Source organism: Pararhizobium sp. IMCC21322, assembly GCF_030758295.1.
Lineage (GTDB): Bacteria > Pseudomonadota > Alphaproteobacteria > Rhizobiales.
This window is the reverse complement of record NZ_CP132335.1, coordinates 1,099,898-1,115,448: the sequence shown is the minus strand read 5'-3', so window position 1 is coordinate 1,115,448 and position 15,551 is coordinate 1,099,898. Positions and strand designations below refer to the sequence as shown.

Here is a 15,551-nt window from a genome sequence, read left to right as displayed (position 1 = left end):
GGGTTGTTCGGGTTTAGTACATTGACCAAATCAGACGCTAAAAAATAAATGGCACGTCGGCATAAATTGCATTTTACCAGTATCAACTGCCCCGCTTTGGCAGCATCACACAAGCGATGCTCCTTGTTGCCAGGGTGGTTAAGCTCACGTCGATAAGAGGGAGGCATTCATGCGCCGAGTCATTGGAGTTTCACATAAGAACAAAAACAGAACATTGCACGCCTTGCGAGGCCGCGCAAGAACGCGTAGATTTTCTCGATGTGCAATCTTTACTCGGTCACGACCAATCGGCAGGCAATCATAGATTTTGTCAAAGCCGTTAGCGTTGCAGAAGGCGTTGGCAATTTCCCGCCAATACCGGGTGTCTTCCCCGATTATACCGCGCCAATTGTACGAAACTTTGAAAATCAGCGTCAGCTTTCAATGGCGCGTTGGGGAATGCCGTCACCTGAATTTGCACTTATCAGTAAAAAGACCGGGAAACGGAAAGGCACCGATAAAGGCATTACCAATATCCGCAACACCAAAAGCCCGCATTGGCGCCGATGGTTCGGGGTCGAAAACAGATGCGTAGTGCCGTTTAACTCCTTTAGCGAAAATGAAGTCTTGCAGGATGGGTCGCGCCCGCCTGTCTGGTTTGCGGCAAACGATGACAGGCCACTGCAGTTCTTTGCGGGAGTTTGGACAAATTGGACAGGTGTAAGAAAACTCAAGGAAGGTGAAATCTCCGCAGATATTTTTGCGTTTTTGACAACGGAAGCCAATAAGGAAGTCGGTGCTATTCATCCAAAGGCCATGCCGGTGATTTTAAGAACAAGCGAAGAGGCTGATACTTGGCTGAATGCACCATGGGTCGAGGCCGTTTCAGTACAACGGCCTCTGCCAGATAACAGTCTCAAGATTGTTGCGCGCGGAGCAAAACAGGATGGGCTGGAATTAATTTAATTGATTTCAGCAATTTTATTGTGGCGGTCAATGAGATTGATAAAAGACCGCCTGAATTCGGGGTCGCGTATTTCATGAACGATAAGGCCGTAGCCGAAAATCGTTTCATCATCATCTAAACTTCGCGGCTCTGATAATAATTGCCTGCCGGTCAAAACGGCACGCGCATCACACAAAAAATAACTAACCGGCTGATCCAGGATGATAGCGGATTGTAACAATTTGGATGATGAAATCCTGTTCTTGCCAGACTCATATTTTTGAAGTTGTTGAAATTTGATACCAATTTTTTCAGCTAGAGCGGCTTGCGTCAGACCTGCCTCGAGGCGCGCCTTCTTTAGGCGTTGCCCGATTAGTTTTTCAATATCTTGATCTACCAGACGCATTTCAGGCCTTCAAAAGCGCATGAAACCGGAGGAAAGCCTACACACCCCAAATCGCTTTCGGCTGGCTTTCCCCCGATCTGCACAAGCGATGGGGAAATATCGCATTGTTCTGTGAAATTGGTTGATGGTTTTTGTTTCGCTCATCAAAAGATAATCGCAGATCTCCAGATCAAAGCTCAAGACAAACCATCCATAGGCAGCATTTTGTGCGTGTTGCGCGGTTGCCAACATAGCACCGTTGCGCTCCACGCAAATTCTTGCGTAACCTTTGAAAGTGGGATTTGCGCAGGACGCAATTCAGCAATCAGATCAAGCCACGATGCATTCTGGCTGACGCGTCCTGATGTTGAAGTCCGGAATTTCATCCTGCCCCACATTGGTCATTCCGATGCGCTCATAGAATGCGGATAATGTTGGATAGTTTGTTTCGCTGGTATTCAGACACACAACATCATGACCGTCTTCAAACAACTTACCCATCATGAGATTTACCACGCTACGGCCTCTGCCATTGCCCGCATGTTCCGGGAACAGGGCGACGTTCTCGATCTCAATCGGATTTTTCGGTTTTGCCGCCGAAAGAAACGTCCTGGTAACATTTTGATCCGGGATCACAGCGATGCAATAGCCAATCTGTTTTCCAACCTCAACAAAATCAAACAAGCGCATATTTTGTTTTTTGATCCGCGCGGTTAAAACATCAACATCGTAAAGTTCCTTGTTGATCCAATTCCATGGAATGCTCGACACACGGTCAACAATATTCTTCGGATTTGGGGTGACTTCAACCAATCTGTGTTTCGCGCAAACGCCACGCGCATTGAACTGATCTCTGGTCTTCAAGAAATGCGTGCGTTTGATTGTCCCGAGCATCACTTTGGCTCATGCGTCAATTGCCACTGCAAGCTGAACTGCTTTTTCAGGGACTCGGCAAAACCGGCATTCTTGATAACAACAACCATGACGTCGTTATTCTCAAACGTGGCAATGCCCACTTTATCGCCGTAGACAAAGGTAGCCGTATCATTGAAGTGTTCGGGATTTATCCAGCGATATTCGCAATAGGACGCGCCAAAAAATGTGCCGTCACCTTCCGCAAAAATGACCCGGTATCTAAACTGATTGGGCTTCTTGTCTTTCAACGCCAGCATACGTTCTTGTTGAACCTTCACGAAGTCAGCACCCAAAGCGCCGATGACAAGGTGTGATGCGGCATTGTAAAGGCATATCTCGCCGCCGACCTTCCGGGCTGTTTCGTAGATATCGTCATAGAATTGGCGGAACTCAGCGTTTCCACGATAGACCCGAACACCCGAAGGGATTTGCCGGACCCCATTGTGATCGGTAAATTCGACGCCGCGGGTTTCATAGAAATTGACGAGCTTTGCAGCATGGGGGCTTGAAACATTGCCCTTTCCATTTTCGATATTGGAAATAGTTTTCGGGTCTACGCCGATATTCTCAGCAACGAATTTTTGCTCGAAGCCCGCCAAACCTCTTGCTGCGCGTAATTGTTCTTTAGTAATCATTGTCTATACCGGAATTTAATTTCTATTATTACTATATATTAACCATTCTTTAACCATATATCTGTAGAAAGTACAACATATTATTAATTTACATATTTAATTAGTTGAGACACACGGGGGTTTATTATGAGTAATACTAATAAGAATACTGAAAAAGAAGACAATGAGGCGCTCAGAGCAGAGCTCGAAAAACGCTATGGCGAGGCTGTAGCCCAGGAAATCATGGATCAAATCGAACGCGCAACGGCGGAAACGACAGTGCCGGACTATATGCCCTTCAAAGCCAGCACTGAAATGCTGGAGCTGTTCCGTGGGGAAGCGCAGGACTTATCCAAAGAGTTGAGAAAAATGCGCCGAAGCCGCAAAGAGGGTAAAATCGCCTACATTGCCGAGCGCACGCTTGAGATCGAGTTCAACCGTGTCTTCCGGCTCTACTGGACAAGCATGAAACTGCACCACGCATTATACCACAAGGTTAAAACGGCACTGTCAAAGCCGTCATACCTTTCAAGGCGGCTTTCCCCGCAAACGTCTGGCACTCCCCTGTGCCAGGCGTTTGCTGCCTGATCAGATGATGGGGGTCGCAATGAAAAAGAAACAGAAAAACAAATTCAATGTCGAGCTGGGCTTTCGTGTCCGGCAGATACGAAGTCTCAACAAGTGGTCGCAAGAGGTTCTGGGCGAGAGACTGGGTGTTTCAACCCCGACAATGCAACGCTATGAAGCGGGTGAAATCCCTTTGACTGCGGAGGCAATCGGCAAATGCGCCGCATCGCTGAATACGCCTGTCGGCTTTTTCTATGGCGAGACTGACCAGCATCCGGCAGCTTCGAACACGAACAAAGTCGGCTTGTTGCTGGCGGCTGAGATCATGGAGTTGCCGGACGAGAATATCCGCAAAAGCGTTTTTCATCTTGTGCGCTCCATCATCCGGTGGGACGAAAAGCGCAGCAAAGACGCGGCGTAAAACTTCTTTGCATCTAGCCAGGTTGAAAGGCTGGATTATGATTTGGAGACTGCAATGCTGCGGCTGGATCGGCATTGCTGGTAAAGGCGGTTGTGGCATTTGGCGTGTCAATCGCGCTTTCAATTCCAGTGATATGTTTCATGGCAGAAGCTGGAATCTTTGGCATTGGCAGGGACATGGCGTCCTCAAGCTCGGCGTCGAATTCTTCCATCTCTTTGACTGTCATGTCGCCGGAAGCGGCGCGTTCCCGCGCCTGACCAAGATTTTCGCGGGATTCAGAAATCCCTTCAAGTTCAACGGCAATATCTTCCTGTGCGTCTAGAAGTTCACTGCGTTCTTGTTCGGCAAGCAACTGTTGTCCCTGTAAATCGCGCCTTCGAGCAAGTCCATCCGTATATAATTCAGAGGCAGGACTAAAAACAGAATCTACATCAATCTCATCAAGTGAGACGTTCTCACCAGTTTCATCAATGACAGACAAGCCATCTCGCGATTTAAAAAGGCGGCGTCCGTCTTCATGGACATGGGCTTGTTCAAGCAAGCTTTCCAGTTCAGCGTCAACTTCGTTCAGTTCGTCTCCAATTTGATCTAAACGTCGTCGATTTTCCATCAACGCCTCAACAATAGCTGTGTCATATGCAAGCAGCTGTGCTTCGTTCTTATCAAGCTGTGAACCGTAGCTATCAAGACGGGCTTCAAATGCTTCAATCTGAATTTGTGTAGCGGTGATGGTTTCGGCTGCAAACGCCAGAACATCGCCTTCAAGTCTATCTTCAACGTCCGTGCGTTGTTTGGCTTCCTGTTTTGCCTTGATGAACCATTGCTTTTGGCGAAGTGGCTCTAAATTGCGACTTCGTTCCTTGCTTGCAAAATGGCTCACCAATTCAATCATCTACGCACCACACTTTTTTTTGATGAGGACGTGGAGCAACACTCCAACTGGTTTTTCCAAGTGTGCGCTAAAAACCGTTTCAATTCGCGCCCACTGTCGGTCACTATCCGCATAATACCAGTCATAAATACACTTCATCCCATCCTCATTTGGCTTATCCCGCAAAAACCGTGCGTAGGCCAAGCCTTCCACGACCCCTGAAACATAAGCGAACTGCTCTGCAACCGCCATTTTATGTAACACAAACCCGGCATTTATCACGTCTTCCTGCGCCCTGGCAGTGTTTCCAAATATACATAACAGTATTATTACAGATATTTGTTTATACTTACTTAATATATTAACTTTTCTATTCAACATTATCGGTCAATATTGTGGAATTTGATTCTTATGCCTTGGTTTTGTTATAATTGAATTGTAATCGTGCAATTTCAATGACTTGACCGGACACAATCCCGGCACTTCATCACAAATTCAGGATCACACAAAAAGGACCGATTTTGTTGGTTGGCTTGTCACCGACCATATGTAGCTAACGCATTGAAAAACATGATATATGGATATCTTCGGATCAGTACAAAAATGCAAAGGCCTGATCGTCAAATTGAGGGGCTGAAAGGCTTATGTGACGCGTTTTTCGTTGAAGTGCTATCTGCAGTATCGGCAAAACGGCCAATATTCGAAGAAATAGTTCAAAAGCTACAGCGCGGCGATACGTTTCTTGTCTGGGATTTGGATCGAGTTTTCAGGACGACGTATGACGCGATTGTCTATGAGAAGGAGTTTCGGCGGCGTGGCATAAAATTCAAGGCCATGAACATGAACATCGACACCAGTACGGCAGATGGAAACCACGAATATCAAAGCAGAGCGGCAGCGGCGGAATGGGAACGGCGCAAGATATCGGAGCGCACGATTGAAGGGCTGGTCTTGGCACGCAAGCGAGGAAGCCGGTTAGGCAGGCCGCCCAAAATCACCGATGAACAGGTGCGTGATGCAAAAGCATTGATTGATAGCTCCGATACAACCATCAAAGATGCGGCGGCCTCTTTGAAAGTGCACCCTTGGACGCTATCCCGCAGAATGCGGGCTTTACCACCGGAGCGGACGCTTCATCAGTGATTGGTCTTAATCGTCTTGCTCTACTGGAGGGTATTGCATTCGCTGATGGATCACGGTCAGGATATCAATGTCGGTTGGTGATGTGATCTTGTAGATAATCGTATAGGGCAAACCCGTTACGGCGAACTCCCGCGTATCTTTGACAAGTCCCTCACGCCCCAGAAGCGGGAAGTTTTCAAAAATCTGCGTGACCTGACGAATGCGCGATATAACGCGGTCAGCGGCAGACGGATCAAACTCAGCGATGTAGGTATGAATATGTTTAAGGTCAGAAAGGGCTTCGGGGGTAAAATTAACGTTCAAAGCCGAATGTCTCCCAAACCTTATGGGCGGGAATCATGTTTGATCGGTCTTTTGACTGCTCAAGGCCTTTGCGTATCTTGGCCTCTTTCCAAGCCAGATAGTTTGGGTCGGAAGACGGTTCGCAAGGCTGTGTCAACTCAGCCAATGATGATGTTTCTTTGATTTCGCTCATGCCCCATTGTAACGCAAAATAAGGGCAAAAATCCATAAAAAACGACAACTGCCGCGAAAGCGGTAAAACCGCCCGTTGGGGAGCCAACGGGCGGTTTTGTTTTGGTGAGGGCTATTTAAACAGCTTCTTGAGGGCTTTGCGGCTGTCCATGGCTTCTATGCCGCCCTTTTTGGTGTAGGCGGTCATGGGGAAACTCATATAGCCCGGTTGCCAGTCCTGCTTGCCATTCTTGCGCTTGCCGCTCAAGCCGTCCTGAATGATCTGTCTCTGGACTTTGGCGGTGGAGGCAACATGCGCGTCTGCCGTGCTCTTTCCAGCGACTTGTTTGACAATGGTGTTGAGCGTTTCCTTGTCGCGCAACAGATCAAAAAAGGTTTGATCCGGTTGCCAGTGATCGGCCATGTTCACCGACAGTTTTTCGCCTAAAACTTCGACAAGGGCAGAACCGCTTGGCAGGGTTTCGGCAACGACAAAGGTCAAAACCAGATTGACGCTGGCATCGTCCAGTTCCAGCAGCTTGGCGACTATGGCGTAAAGATCAGGACTTTTACCCCAATCGGTTTTGCGCGGTACGATGGGTTCGCCCTCTTCACCAGAAAGGTCTAACAGGCTCTGTACCCGTTCGCGCTCTGCCTGAAACACGCTTTCCGCCTTATTGGTTGCAAGGCTTTCTGCAATAGCGTCCGTATTGGACTTTTGCGGGTCGGCCTGAACACTCCAAAGCGAAGACCCTGCAATCATCTGCGCCACCGCCAAACGCAGGGCAATGCCCTGATGTGACAGGAGTTCGGTTCTCACGGCGCTATGGCGGTGAAGTCCAAGGTAGTTTTGCATGGACTTGGTGAGTTCGCCGTTTTTGGAAACGGGCGTTTCGCCGCTCAGCTCTTGCTGTTTGCGCTTGGCTTCTTTTTGGGTGACATAACCGACATGCTGAGAGACTTCACCTAGCTTGCTGACAGAAATATAGACCCTGCCGCCATTGTCTTTACCCGTTTCAACATGATCCCATCTGTAATAAAACTCCCCGACATCAAGGATAGTCACCTCCTGCCAGCCTTCATCCAGAAAACCCTGTTTCAGCTTGGCAATGGCTTGGTTTTGAAGCGTCCAGAATTTCTCTGCGTCATCAAAATAGCTTTCCTCCCCAAAAAGGTCGGAAACAATCTGCCCCTCATAATCCGCGACATCAAACAACGCATTTTCAAGCGGGATATTCGCCCCACCAAAAAGCCAAGCTTTCAGCGCGTGAAATTGGGGCGCGAATTCGTCACTCTTGAATAATTGCCACCATGCTTTTTGCTGCTTCGGCGTTGCCAAGGTTAGGGAGCGGATTGTATCGACGCCTATTTCCTGTTTTTCATAGGCAGTTAAAATCGGCGCGTGTAAATTACCAAGGGCAAGACGCTGTTTGACCTGCCTGTCGGTAATTCCAAATTGCGCGGCAATATCTTCAACGCCTGTCCCTTTTTTGGACAGGGCAGAAAACGCTTTGTACTGGTCAATTTCTCTCATTGGCAGACGGGCGATGTTTTCAGCTAAGGACGCCTCAATTGCTTTGGCATCGTCCCCCTCTTGCATGATGATACAGGGTACAGGTTCGATAGCGCCCGTTTCAGCAATTTTGCTCAAGGCATGATAGCGGCGCTGTCCCGCGACAACTTCAAAGCCCTCGCAATTCTTGCGCACCAACAGCGGCTGAATAATGCCAAGAGACTGAATGCTTGGCACAAGGTCATCAATTTCTTTTGCGCCGATTTTACGGACATTCAGTTTTGTGGTTTTAAGTTGGCTTAGGTCAATATGTTGTAACTCCATGATAATTTTCCTTTTCAATAAATGGATTAAATGATGCGTGATTGCATCCCAAAACCCCCGACAGTGCAGGGGCTTAAGGACGCCATCAAGCGCACCTGTAAATCAGGTTCGTGCTGTTGATTGTTGTTTCGCTGTAATCGATACCTAAATCGCGTGCGATAGCGTCATAATCCAGATAGTGCTGGATGCGTTCAGGGATGTCGCCAAACAGTCCTTCTTCTACAAACTGATACGCCAGCTCTTTCAGGCTATCGAGTTCGTAAATGTCGATTTCAATATCTTCGGGATCGTCGCTAAGTTGAGAGTGGGAATAACCACATTCTCCAACAGCAATAATGAAGCGGATTTTCTGGTCATCATCCCAATCGGTTGCCGCTTCGAAATATCTGGCGATATCGGATTGGTTTAAGCCCCAGACTTTGGCAAGCTCACAGTCAATAGTCTCGCCGTCAATGAATTGAATTTCAAATTCCTCGACCTTTTGGCCGTGGCTGTTTCGTAAGGTTGACGCTTGGCTCTCATACTCATCGACAGATCGAAAATAGAAGCCTTCGGCAGAAATATCATAGGGTTGTGCATAAAATATCAGGGTCATTTTTTCCTCGCAATGTTGGTTTTCAAAAACGAGGTTTTCAGACTTTCTTCTGTCTACCCCGCACATGAAACCTTGCTCGCGGCGAGCGTCCAAAAACGAAAAAAGCCGCCTCCGATTTATCGGGGGCGACGTCTCTTTGGACGGTTGTGCCGAAAGCAAAACGCCCCAAAGCCTCACCGCTTGCGGCGGCTGCTCGCCAGCCGATCCGACAACACGGGAGCCGAATGCAATGAGGTGAATGGAGCGGGCCGGAGGATTTTGGCTATTGGATCAGGTGTTTTGTGTCGGTGTAAGCTGGCCTAGGGTTTCCATGTCCGGTGTGCCGGGCATCACTATAAGCGGCGGCACATATGCCGCCTCCACCAGTCCTTAAAAACGCCGTCAACGACGGCACCATAAAAATGAAGACTGCCAGGAGCCACATTTGAGGTGGCGGGACGCGTCGATCGGTGAGCCAAGGTTCCCGGTGTTCCCGCAGGAGCGGCCAAAGCCGCGGGATCGAGAGCACCCTTGGATTGCCGTCCGCTTGGTCTTTCTCTGTCAGGGATCGTGACGCGCATGCGCCGAAACAACTCGTTGGTTCGATTTCGCTTAGCAAGGCACGCGCTTAGTGAAATAGTGCCCGGCTCGGACAGGCAGGTCGAATTCTAACAATTATCGCATGAATTATGCGTTCAGCTTTACTTGTGACAAATAATAAAGAATATAATTACCTTGATAATTGGCTCCTTTCTGTGAGGTGCCTAATCAAATTATTTGCGAGCACTATTTTTGATGTTTAGACCATTTCATCAGAACTATCTACAAACCACTAAAAACGACCCAATGCAGATAGATGACGGGCTCTATGTTATCGTCCCATTTGGGTTTGAACAGATTTTTATTCGAGTAAATCTTGGCCCATATGATTTGCCGTTGAATTTCAATCATGTAAAGCACGTGGTTGAGAATATGGATGCGACACATTGGTCGATAAATAGTGGTGGGCGGCCAAAAGTTTTTCACGGCGGAAATTCTGGAATAGATCAACTTGCTATATTGCATGATGCTCAACAAAACATCAAAAGCACCATAAAAGCAGGTGGCGATGGTGTTGTTTCACTCTCATTCGTCGATGACCTAATGCAATCAAAGGAAGAATTCTATCTACCATCATTGTGGAAATTTGTATTCGGTTATCAAGTTATCGACGAGGCTGAACTAGCAATGCGGTTACTTACAGAAGAATGGTCGATTCTAAGAGCGCCTGCATATCTCGCCTACGGACAAAATACCAAAGCGATTACATCTTATGCGCGGAAGTTGGACGCCCCAAAATCATTCAAGAGCAAAGGTCGGCTCGGAATTATTGGGGCTGTTTGGCGCTTTGTTAAAACGCTTACAGGATTTGCAAGTGACATTCAGTTGTCCGCAGCCAGGGCATTTATTTATATGCACTATGCTGAACACAACAAACAACCATATGATTATGATTATCTAGAAAAAGTCATAGAGGTTCATTTAGCGGTGCGCGGTAAAGAAATAGGTGATGTTACGAACATTTACACCGATCTTGCTAGAGATAAAATTGATCAAAATTATGGGTTAATTGACAAGAGATGGTTCAAAATACCGTTCATAAAAGAAAATAGACGGCTACGGAAAGTCTTTGAAGAAATTGGTGTGAACCGATATGCATACGATTATGCGACTTTCAACACAGTTGTGAAGGATAGACAAGCCTCTACTGGAATGGATGGGTCAGCGAAAAAATTAATACGGGACATTGATACTGTTGGTGAAATTGTAAAAGACAACCAGTCGAATTCATCCTGAGCGCGGTATAAAGATGTTCGTCTGAAATCGTGCATCGTGGAGATTTTTGAGATTTCTGCAAATACAGCAAAAAACACGAACTAGGGGCTGTTGATGTTCGGGATTCCCAAATCAGCTGATTTCTGGTTCATCAAGGTTGCAAACGGAGGAGAGCAACCTTGACCCGAAGAGTCCTATCCAATTCGCAATGGGCGATCATCGAACCTTATTGCCTGGGCAAATCCACCGATCCGGGACAAACCGGACGTGACCCACGGCTTTTCGTGGAGGCAGTCCTCTGGATTGTCCGCACGGGCGCTCAATGGCGCGAACTGCCGGGTGAGTTCGGCAAATGGAACTCAGTATTCAAGCGGTTCCGCAGATGGGTCAAAGCAGATATTTTCTATCGTATGTTCAGAGCATTAGCCTCAGAAGCCGACCTGGAATACGCGATGATCGACGGTACTATCGTCAAGGTTCATCGCTCGGGACAAGGCGCAAAAGGGGGACTCTTTGCCAGGCCATCGGACGCTCTCGCGGCGGCATAACGACGAAGATACTGGCCCTGACTGACGCGCTCGGCAATCTCGTCGATTTCTCTGTGGTGCCCGGGCAAGCCCATGATCTGCGCGAGACCGATGCATTGATCAGCGGCCTGTCCGCCGGGCATTTACTGGCGGACAGGGCTTTTGACGCGGATTGGCTGCGAAATGACCTGCTGGATCGCGGCATAATCCCGGTCATACCGCCAAAATCCAACCGGCGGTTCCCGGCGGAATTCGACAAGGAGACCTACAAATGGCGGCAATTGATCGAAAACTACTTTGGCAAACTGAAGGAAAACAGAGGGACAGCAATGCGCTCTTGCAAAACCGACCAGAGTTTTAAAGCCTTCATCTCAATCGCCGCAACGCTCATTCACACAAGGTAAACGTCACCAACCCCTAATCGGAATTCTTGATTTCTTCAACTTGGGTCAAGAGGATAATGATAGCTTAAGGTACAAGACATCCTTCACCGCGAAGTGGCAAAATATTATCAAATTTCAAAAATGCGGTTGATTGTTATCAACTCGGACCAGAAGGCGGACGGCGTGGACGAAAATGCGTGACGCTAGCAGAGTCCTCTGTTTCACTATCTTCTAATTCTAATCTTCGGCTGATTTCGGCATTAATCTGTTCAAACATCCTATCGATGATATCTTGCCGTCCTATGACACGAGCCATTAGGTATGGCGTGCGGCCCCACGCATCGCGGAGGCTAATATCAAACCCGGGTTGATTGCAAAGCAAGTCGACAAGCGCATAATCGCCTTCGCCACCCCCAATATGCATCGCTGTCAGGCCAGTTTCGGGGTCGGCCTCGTTGATACAGTCAGGGTTTTCCAATAATGCAGCTTTAACTTCCTCTAAATCCGCGTTCATTGCTCCCCTAATAATATTAGGTTTGTCTTCGTTCAATAGGTTATAATTATCAATTAGGTTATTAGAAACAATAAACATTATATCATATCCGACAATATTAAGTCTATTTTTCTTTCTATATCGATTTTATATGATTTTTCCTTAATTACCCTCAAATTTCTTCTTAACTTTGGTCCGTAATGAATATTTAGCGCTTTCTTAAAAAGCTCATCATGAGCGGTAGATTTGGTAGGTAATGTAACTTTTTCCTTATTTTCTTCGGTTGTAAAAACTTCATAAGTAAGATCGTCGAGGACTCCGCCAACCATATCTATGAGATTTCCCGGCGTATAAAGCAGGCCTAGATGACGAGTTTTATATGTCTCAGACCGCATTATCACCGGGGAAAAACTACGCCCGGGAATACAAAAACCAGAAATAATATTCAACCGTTCCCGTTGCCCTGTTCCTTCATGTTTATTTTGATTCATGAAAAAGTCTATTACCTTCAAATAGTCGATGCTTTTACCTGATAGAAAGGCCAACACTCGGGTCGAACCACTATATTTATGATGGGTGTCCACTTCGTCATATTCGTAAAGACCAAAGATTGATTCAACATTGAGAGCCTGCTGATAGCGATCTTTAAGCGCCGACTGGTCGCGAAGATATGTACCTAATATTTGGCCGACACCATCCGCTGCGCCCTGCTTCTCAAATGCAGAATCATAGCCCGGAATTCTTAATTGAAGAAAAGCATCGAAAACCTTAACCAAACGATCACCGAAACGTCTCGGTTTTTTGCCTTTGTCTTTCTGTTTCAGAAAATCCCTCATCAAGTTTTTGTCATTCACAAATGCATCAATTTCAAACTCAACCTTCGTTGCACCAGGAATGGAAAACCGGTGAGCGTTTTGATTGAGCAACGGGACTATTGTAGTTTTAAAATAACGCTGTTGTGTATCTGACTGACTGTTGAATTCAATTCGGAAAGCGTCACGGATAAATTCTCGACGTTCAGAGTCATAGGTCATTGGCAGTATGATCAGTTGCTGGCTATCTATCATAAATTTTGATTTCATTTTTTGGGAACCACAATTGAACCCTTTCGAGCGTGAATTACAAAATTCTATTTGCGATTGTGGTTTTTTGAAGTTGATTCCTGTGCGTTCAAAACGTACCCCAACTGTGCCCCAATCAAATCAAGTTGCATCTGTTATCTTGCGTTCAGGAGTTCTGCTCCGTTTGGCGCAGTGCCTCCTTTGTGTTCATCAACTCAACAAAGATTCAAGGAGAATGAAAATGCGAATGAGAAATAATACCACCTATCAGTTCATGTTGGGACAACTCGGTTATTCAACCGGAACATCCGTCAATATGCTTGGCCTTTCTTCAGGCGGGCATTTGAAGAACTGAAATTGGAGCCAGAGAGTTGCGGCTCTCCGGCTCCTTTCATCAACTATCAACGTGAAGGCTGAAACCTGATGATTGCGAATTTATCTACCTTGGGAGACTGCGGGTCAATCAGTGAATTGGAATTATCACCGCTTCCTGATCCGACACTATTTCCTCATGATCTTGAGAAATTATCCTGCCCAGTATGCAGGGGATGGGGAATGACGCGACATTCGTTCTTTTGCCGGAGCTGTCGTGGTCGCGGATCATTTCCCATCTAGGGAACCGCCCAGACAAAAAACCCTGACGGCTTCGGCAAATCCGTAGCCGTCAAAGTTTCAAAATATATCGACACCGTACCACCGGACAGATTTTGCGCGGCTGTTTCCGCACGCCCGCAATCATGGCCCGTTCGTCGCTGTCACCCAAAACCGGAGAATAATATGAACGTTCACAACGACACTTTTGACAATGACTTACAGGTTCATGAACGCCCGCCGAGCCGCCCATTGATGGATTGGGTCCCACCCCTTCTTGTCGGAACCCAAACACTGACACTGGCGCTTGGCCTGCCAAACATCATCACAGGATCAGGCGGTTTTCACAATTTGAAGATTGCATCCCTGACCCTTGGTGCAGGGATAGTGAGTTTTGGTGTCATGCACCTTGCTGTTAGCTTTGGTGCGCCTTATGCCGCCAAACGCTTTAGGTTGGCGGCGATCGCCAGCATTGTTGGGATAATGTTTGTCGGCGCGGGTTTCGCCTTGGCAACATTTTCCGGGAACATTTTACCCGATGTTGCTGCTCTTCGAATGCAGGATCACGGTACCAAGCTAGCGCAAGAGATTTCGCAAGTTAATCAAGTCGCGACTGAGGCCAGCAGAAGTGGCGCGACTCTCGGGGTCATAGCATCGGATTTGCATGGCTGGGCCGCCTGCGAGCAGTCCCAGTCTTGTTTGAGCAAAGCAGCCGCTACGGGGCGTGGGTCTATCACAGTAGTCCTAGAAGGTCTGGCGGAACAGGCAGAAGCCATTCAACAGCAATATGAACAGGGCGAAGCCGCGCGTGAACATGCGCTGGAAGAAATCAACGATCACTTTGCTGATTATCAGCGCATTGTTGGGCAGACAGAGATCAGCATTTGGGAGCGCCGCAACACACTGAAACAGACCGACAACCTGCTGCACCAGGCAACGGCAAAACTGTCCAATGCCGTACCGCTGCATCTTATCGAACGATATGCGGAGGAATTGTCGAACGGCATTAAGCTGTCAGGACGGGCAGATGTCGCACAGCGTATCAATGCCATTTTGTCGGAACATGGCAAGAATCTTGAAGCAATCCTGGAGAGTAGCGGCGGTACCGCAGTCATGCGTCCGATCTTTCCGGCGCGTCCCGGGGTTGGTGAGGCGGTGACCCATGCCATGGATTTCTTGCCACTGTTTTTGCTGATCATCGCGATAGATGGCGTACTGCCGATCTCCGTCTGGATCATGGCTTATCTCAAGGAAGTCTGGATCATTGAGCAGGCGCTCAAGCAGCAAAAATACAAATCACAGAATACGGCAAAAAATAGTGGCTCCGGCAACGCTACTCCTCCGCAAGCCTATAAGAACGGCAAGACGACGCCTCTGGATGGGGATGCGCGCTAATGAACACCCCTGCGACCCCAAAGCGCAAACGATATGTGCGCGGGGCCAACCGCCTCGCGCGCACTATCGGCTTCACGATGCTGGGCGGCGCTGTCCTCGTTGCCATGATGATTTTCATTGCGTGGGATGCTGATTTCTTTGTCTTCCGCGACAAATGGGAGAATTTCAAGCTGGCAATGTTTGGTGAGTGGCATCCAACCGAAGATACTGAAAACACAACCCAACAAACCGACTTGCTGGATGGTGTTGACGAAATCAATTTCTTCAAGCGGGTCACTGTCGCCGGGCTTGGCGTCGTCGTGACTGGAGCAAGCTTTGCGTCCGCTGAAGACGTCATTGAAAAACGTGTGGCGAAACAGTGGTGCTATGTCGGCTTCGGCAATGGTGTTGCCACCAGACATATTGATCTTGGCAAGCAGGCCGGGGCGTCCCGGCCAATTTACAGCGATCTACAGACCGTGCCGCCAGATGTCTTGTCTGAGCTTGGCATCAGCACAGAGCGCCTTGCCTCTATCGCAAAAGCCAATTGCCGCTTCGGCGTGTTTGATACACGCGCAAGCGATCAAAATCGGGAGCAATAA

At 47.9% G+C, this 15,551-nt stretch carries 19 protein-coding genes; 8 read left to right on the top strand and 11 right to left on the bottom strand.

What is annotated here, in order from left to right:
• Positions 1-258: 258 nt before the first annotated feature.
• Positions 259-945 (top strand): SOS response-associated peptidase, encoded by a 687-nt coding sequence (locus RAL91_RS05555; RefSeq protein ID WP_306260391.1) that lies wholly within the window; start codon positions 259-261, stop codon positions 943-945.
• Here the strand turns inward: RAL91_RS05555 and RAL91_RS05550 are convergent.
• From RAL91_RS05550 to RAL91_RS05540, 3 genes are all read right to left on the bottom strand, one after another.
• Positions 942-1,331 carry a helix-turn-helix domain-containing protein gene (locus RAL91_RS05550; RefSeq protein ID WP_306260390.1) on the bottom strand — a complete coding sequence of 130 codons (390 nt, stop codon included), beginning with the start codon at positions 1,329-1,331 and terminating at the stop codon, positions 942-944. The two genes, RAL91_RS05555 and RAL91_RS05550, sit on opposite strands and share 4 nt — an antisense overlap.
• Positions 1,332-1,640: 309 nt before the next feature.
• Positions 1,641-2,204 (bottom strand): GNAT family N-acetyltransferase, encoded by a 564-nt coding sequence (locus tag RAL91_RS05545; RefSeq protein WP_306260389.1) that lies wholly within the window; start codon positions 2,202-2,204, stop codon positions 1,641-1,643.
• Entirely contained in the window at positions 2,204-2,860 is a 657-nt protein-coding gene (locus tag RAL91_RS05540) for a helix-turn-helix transcriptional regulator (protein WP_306257369.1), read from the bottom strand. Before RAL91_RS05540 ends, RAL91_RS05545 begins: the two co-directional genes overlap by 1 nt.
• 126 nt (positions 2,861-2,986) lie before the next feature.
• Between RAL91_RS05540 and RAL91_RS05535 the strand changes: the two genes are divergently transcribed.
• Both RAL91_RS05535 and RAL91_RS05530 read left to right on the top strand, forming a co-directional pair.
• The gene (locus RAL91_RS05535) at positions 2,987-3,427 is read left to right on the top strand and encodes a hypothetical protein (protein WP_306258410.1); all 441 of its coding nucleotides are present in this window, start codon (positions 2,987-2,989) and stop codon (positions 3,425-3,427) included.
• 19 nt (positions 3,428-3,446) lie between these two features.
• Entirely contained in the window at positions 3,447-3,827 is a 381-nt protein-coding gene (locus RAL91_RS05530; RefSeq protein ID WP_306258409.1) for a helix-turn-helix domain-containing protein, read from the top strand.
• A 13-nt stretch (positions 3,828-3,840) separates the two neighbouring features.
• Here the strand turns inward: RAL91_RS05530 and RAL91_RS05525 are convergent, their stop codons facing one another.
• A complete protein-coding gene (locus RAL91_RS05525; RefSeq protein ID WP_306258408.1) occupies positions 3,841-4,719 on the bottom strand; it encodes a hypothetical protein in 879 nt (292 codons plus the stop codon).
• Entirely contained in the window at positions 4,720-5,079 is a 360-nt protein-coding gene (locus RAL91_RS05520; RefSeq protein ID WP_306260388.1) for a hypothetical protein, read from the bottom strand.
• A 189-nt stretch (positions 5,080-5,268) separates the two neighbouring features.
• On the opposite strand from RAL91_RS05520, the gene RAL91_RS05515 reads away from it, so the two are divergent.
• Positions 5,269-5,841, top strand: a complete 573-nt coding sequence (locus tag RAL91_RS05515; RefSeq protein WP_306260387.1) for a recombinase family protein — start codon at positions 5,269-5,271, stop codon at positions 5,839-5,841.
• Positions 5,842-5,847: 6 nt separating this feature from the next.
• Here the strand turns inward: RAL91_RS05515 and RAL91_RS05510 are convergent, their stop codons facing one another.
• The 4 genes from RAL91_RS05510 to RAL91_RS05495 all read right to left on the bottom strand — a co-directional run bounded on the left by RAL91_RS05510 (position 5,848) and on the right by RAL91_RS05495 (position 8,819).
• A complete protein-coding gene (locus RAL91_RS05510) occupies positions 5,848-6,144 on the bottom strand; it encodes a type II toxin-antitoxin system RelE/ParE family toxin (RefSeq protein ID WP_306257364.1) in 297 nt (98 codons plus the stop codon).
• Positions 6,134-6,316: a hypothetical protein gene (locus RAL91_RS05505; protein ID WP_306258403.1), complete on the bottom strand. Its 183-nt coding sequence runs from the start codon at positions 6,314-6,316 to the stop codon at positions 6,134-6,136. The genes RAL91_RS05510 and RAL91_RS05505 overlap by 11 nt, the downstream gene beginning before the upstream one ends.
• Positions 6,317-6,427: 111 nt before the next feature.
• Complete coding sequence (locus tag RAL91_RS05500; protein ID WP_306260386.1) at positions 6,428-8,131, bottom strand: ParB/RepB/Spo0J family partition protein; 1,704 nt, start codon at positions 8,129-8,131, stop codon at positions 6,428-6,430.
• 85 nt (positions 8,132-8,216) lie between these two features.
• Positions 8,217-8,819: an antirestriction protein ArdA gene (locus RAL91_RS05495; RefSeq protein WP_306260385.1), complete on the bottom strand. Its 603-nt coding sequence runs from the start codon at positions 8,817-8,819 to the stop codon at positions 8,217-8,219.
• A 681-nt stretch (positions 8,820-9,500) separates the two neighbouring features.
• On the opposite strand from RAL91_RS05495, the gene RAL91_RS05490 reads away from it, so the two are divergent.
• Entirely contained in the window at positions 9,501-10,541 is a 1,041-nt protein-coding gene (locus tag RAL91_RS05490) for a hypothetical protein (protein ID WP_306260384.1), read from the top strand.
• A 158-nt stretch (positions 10,542-10,699) separates the two neighbouring features.
• A protein-coding gene (locus RAL91_RS05485) for an IS5 family transposase (RefSeq protein ID WP_306260383.1) occupies positions 10,700-11,451 on the top strand; the annotation gives its coding sequence in 2 pieces (ribosomal slippage) (positions 10,700-11,033 and positions 11,033-11,451; 753 coding nt in all).
• A gap of 136 nt (positions 11,452-11,587) precedes the next feature.
• Here the strand turns inward: RAL91_RS05485 and RAL91_RS05480 are convergent.
• On the bottom strand, positions 11,588-12,022 hold the full coding sequence (locus RAL91_RS05480; RefSeq protein ID WP_306260382.1) for a hypothetical protein: 435 nt from the start codon (positions 12,020-12,022) through the stop codon (positions 11,588-11,590).
• Entirely contained in the window at positions 12,022-13,005 is a 984-nt protein-coding gene (locus RAL91_RS05475; protein ID WP_306260381.1) for a hypothetical protein, read from the bottom strand. Before RAL91_RS05475 ends, RAL91_RS05480 begins: the two co-directional genes overlap by 1 nt.
• 957 nt (positions 13,006-13,962) lie before the next feature.
• Between RAL91_RS05475 and RAL91_RS05470 the strand changes: the two genes are divergently transcribed.
• Together RAL91_RS05470 and RAL91_RS05465 are read left to right on the top strand one after the other, a co-directional pair.
• On the top strand, positions 13,963-14,970 hold the full coding sequence (locus tag RAL91_RS05470; protein WP_306260380.1) for a hypothetical protein: 1,008 nt from the start codon (positions 13,963-13,965) through the stop codon (positions 14,968-14,970).
• Positions 14,970-15,551 (top strand): hypothetical protein, encoded by a 582-nt coding sequence (locus RAL91_RS05465; protein ID WP_306260379.1) that lies wholly within the window; start codon positions 14,970-14,972, stop codon positions 15,549-15,551. Before RAL91_RS05470 ends, RAL91_RS05465 begins: the two co-directional genes overlap by 1 nt.

What these genes read in the sequence shown, in the direction of transcription:
- RAL91_RS05540 (WP_306257369.1), bottom strand. Translation starts at nt 2,860, where the DNA reads ATGATTACTAAAGAACAATTACGCGCAGCAAGAGGTTTGGCGGGCTTC.
- RAL91_RS05535 (WP_306258410.1), top strand. Translation starts at nt 2,987, where the DNA reads ATGAGTAATACTAATAAGAATACTGAAAAAGAAGACAATGAGGCGCTC.
- RAL91_RS05555 (WP_306260391.1), top strand. Translation starts at nt 259, where the DNA reads ATGTGCAATCTTTACTCGGTCACGACCAATCGGCAGGCAATCATAGAT.
- RAL91_RS05500 (WP_306260386.1), bottom strand. Translation starts at nt 8,131, where the DNA reads ATGGAGTTACAACATATTGACCTAAGCCAACTTAAAACCACAAAACTG.
- RAL91_RS05475 (WP_306260381.1), bottom strand. Translation starts at nt 13,005, where the DNA reads ATGAAATCAAAATTTATGATAGATAGCCAGCAACTGATCATACTGCCA.
- RAL91_RS05545 (WP_306260389.1), bottom strand. Translation starts at nt 2,204, where the DNA reads ATGCTCGGGACAATCAAACGCACGCATTTCTTGAAGACCAGAGATCAG.
- RAL91_RS05465 (WP_306260379.1), top strand. Translation starts at nt 14,970, where the DNA reads ATGAACACCCCTGCGACCCCAAAGCGCAAACGATATGTGCGCGGGGCC.
- RAL91_RS05480 (WP_306260382.1), bottom strand. Translation starts at nt 12,022, where the DNA reads ATGTTTATTGTTTCTAATAACCTAATTGATAATTATAACCTATTGAAC.
- RAL91_RS05550 (WP_306260390.1), bottom strand. Translation starts at nt 1,331, where the DNA reads ATGCGTCTGGTAGATCAAGATATTGAAAAACTAATCGGGCAACGCCTA.
- RAL91_RS05525 (WP_306258408.1), bottom strand. Translation starts at nt 4,719, where the DNA reads ATGATTGAATTGGTGAGCCATTTTGCAAGCAAGGAACGAAGTCGCAAT.
- RAL91_RS05490 (WP_306260384.1), top strand. Translation starts at nt 9,501, where the DNA reads ATGTTTAGACCATTTCATCAGAACTATCTACAAACCACTAAAAACGAC.
- RAL91_RS05515 (WP_306260387.1), top strand. Translation starts at nt 5,269, where the DNA reads ATGATATATGGATATCTTCGGATCAGTACAAAAATGCAAAGGCCTGAT.
- RAL91_RS05530 (WP_306258409.1), top strand. Translation starts at nt 3,447, where the DNA reads ATGAAAAAGAAACAGAAAAACAAATTCAATGTCGAGCTGGGCTTTCGT.
- RAL91_RS05505 (WP_306258403.1), bottom strand. Translation starts at nt 6,316, where the DNA reads ATGAGCGAAATCAAAGAAACATCATCATTGGCTGAGTTGACACAGCCT.
- RAL91_RS05520 (WP_306260388.1), bottom strand. Translation starts at nt 5,079, where the DNA reads ATGTTGAATAGAAAAGTTAATATATTAAGTAAGTATAAACAAATATCT.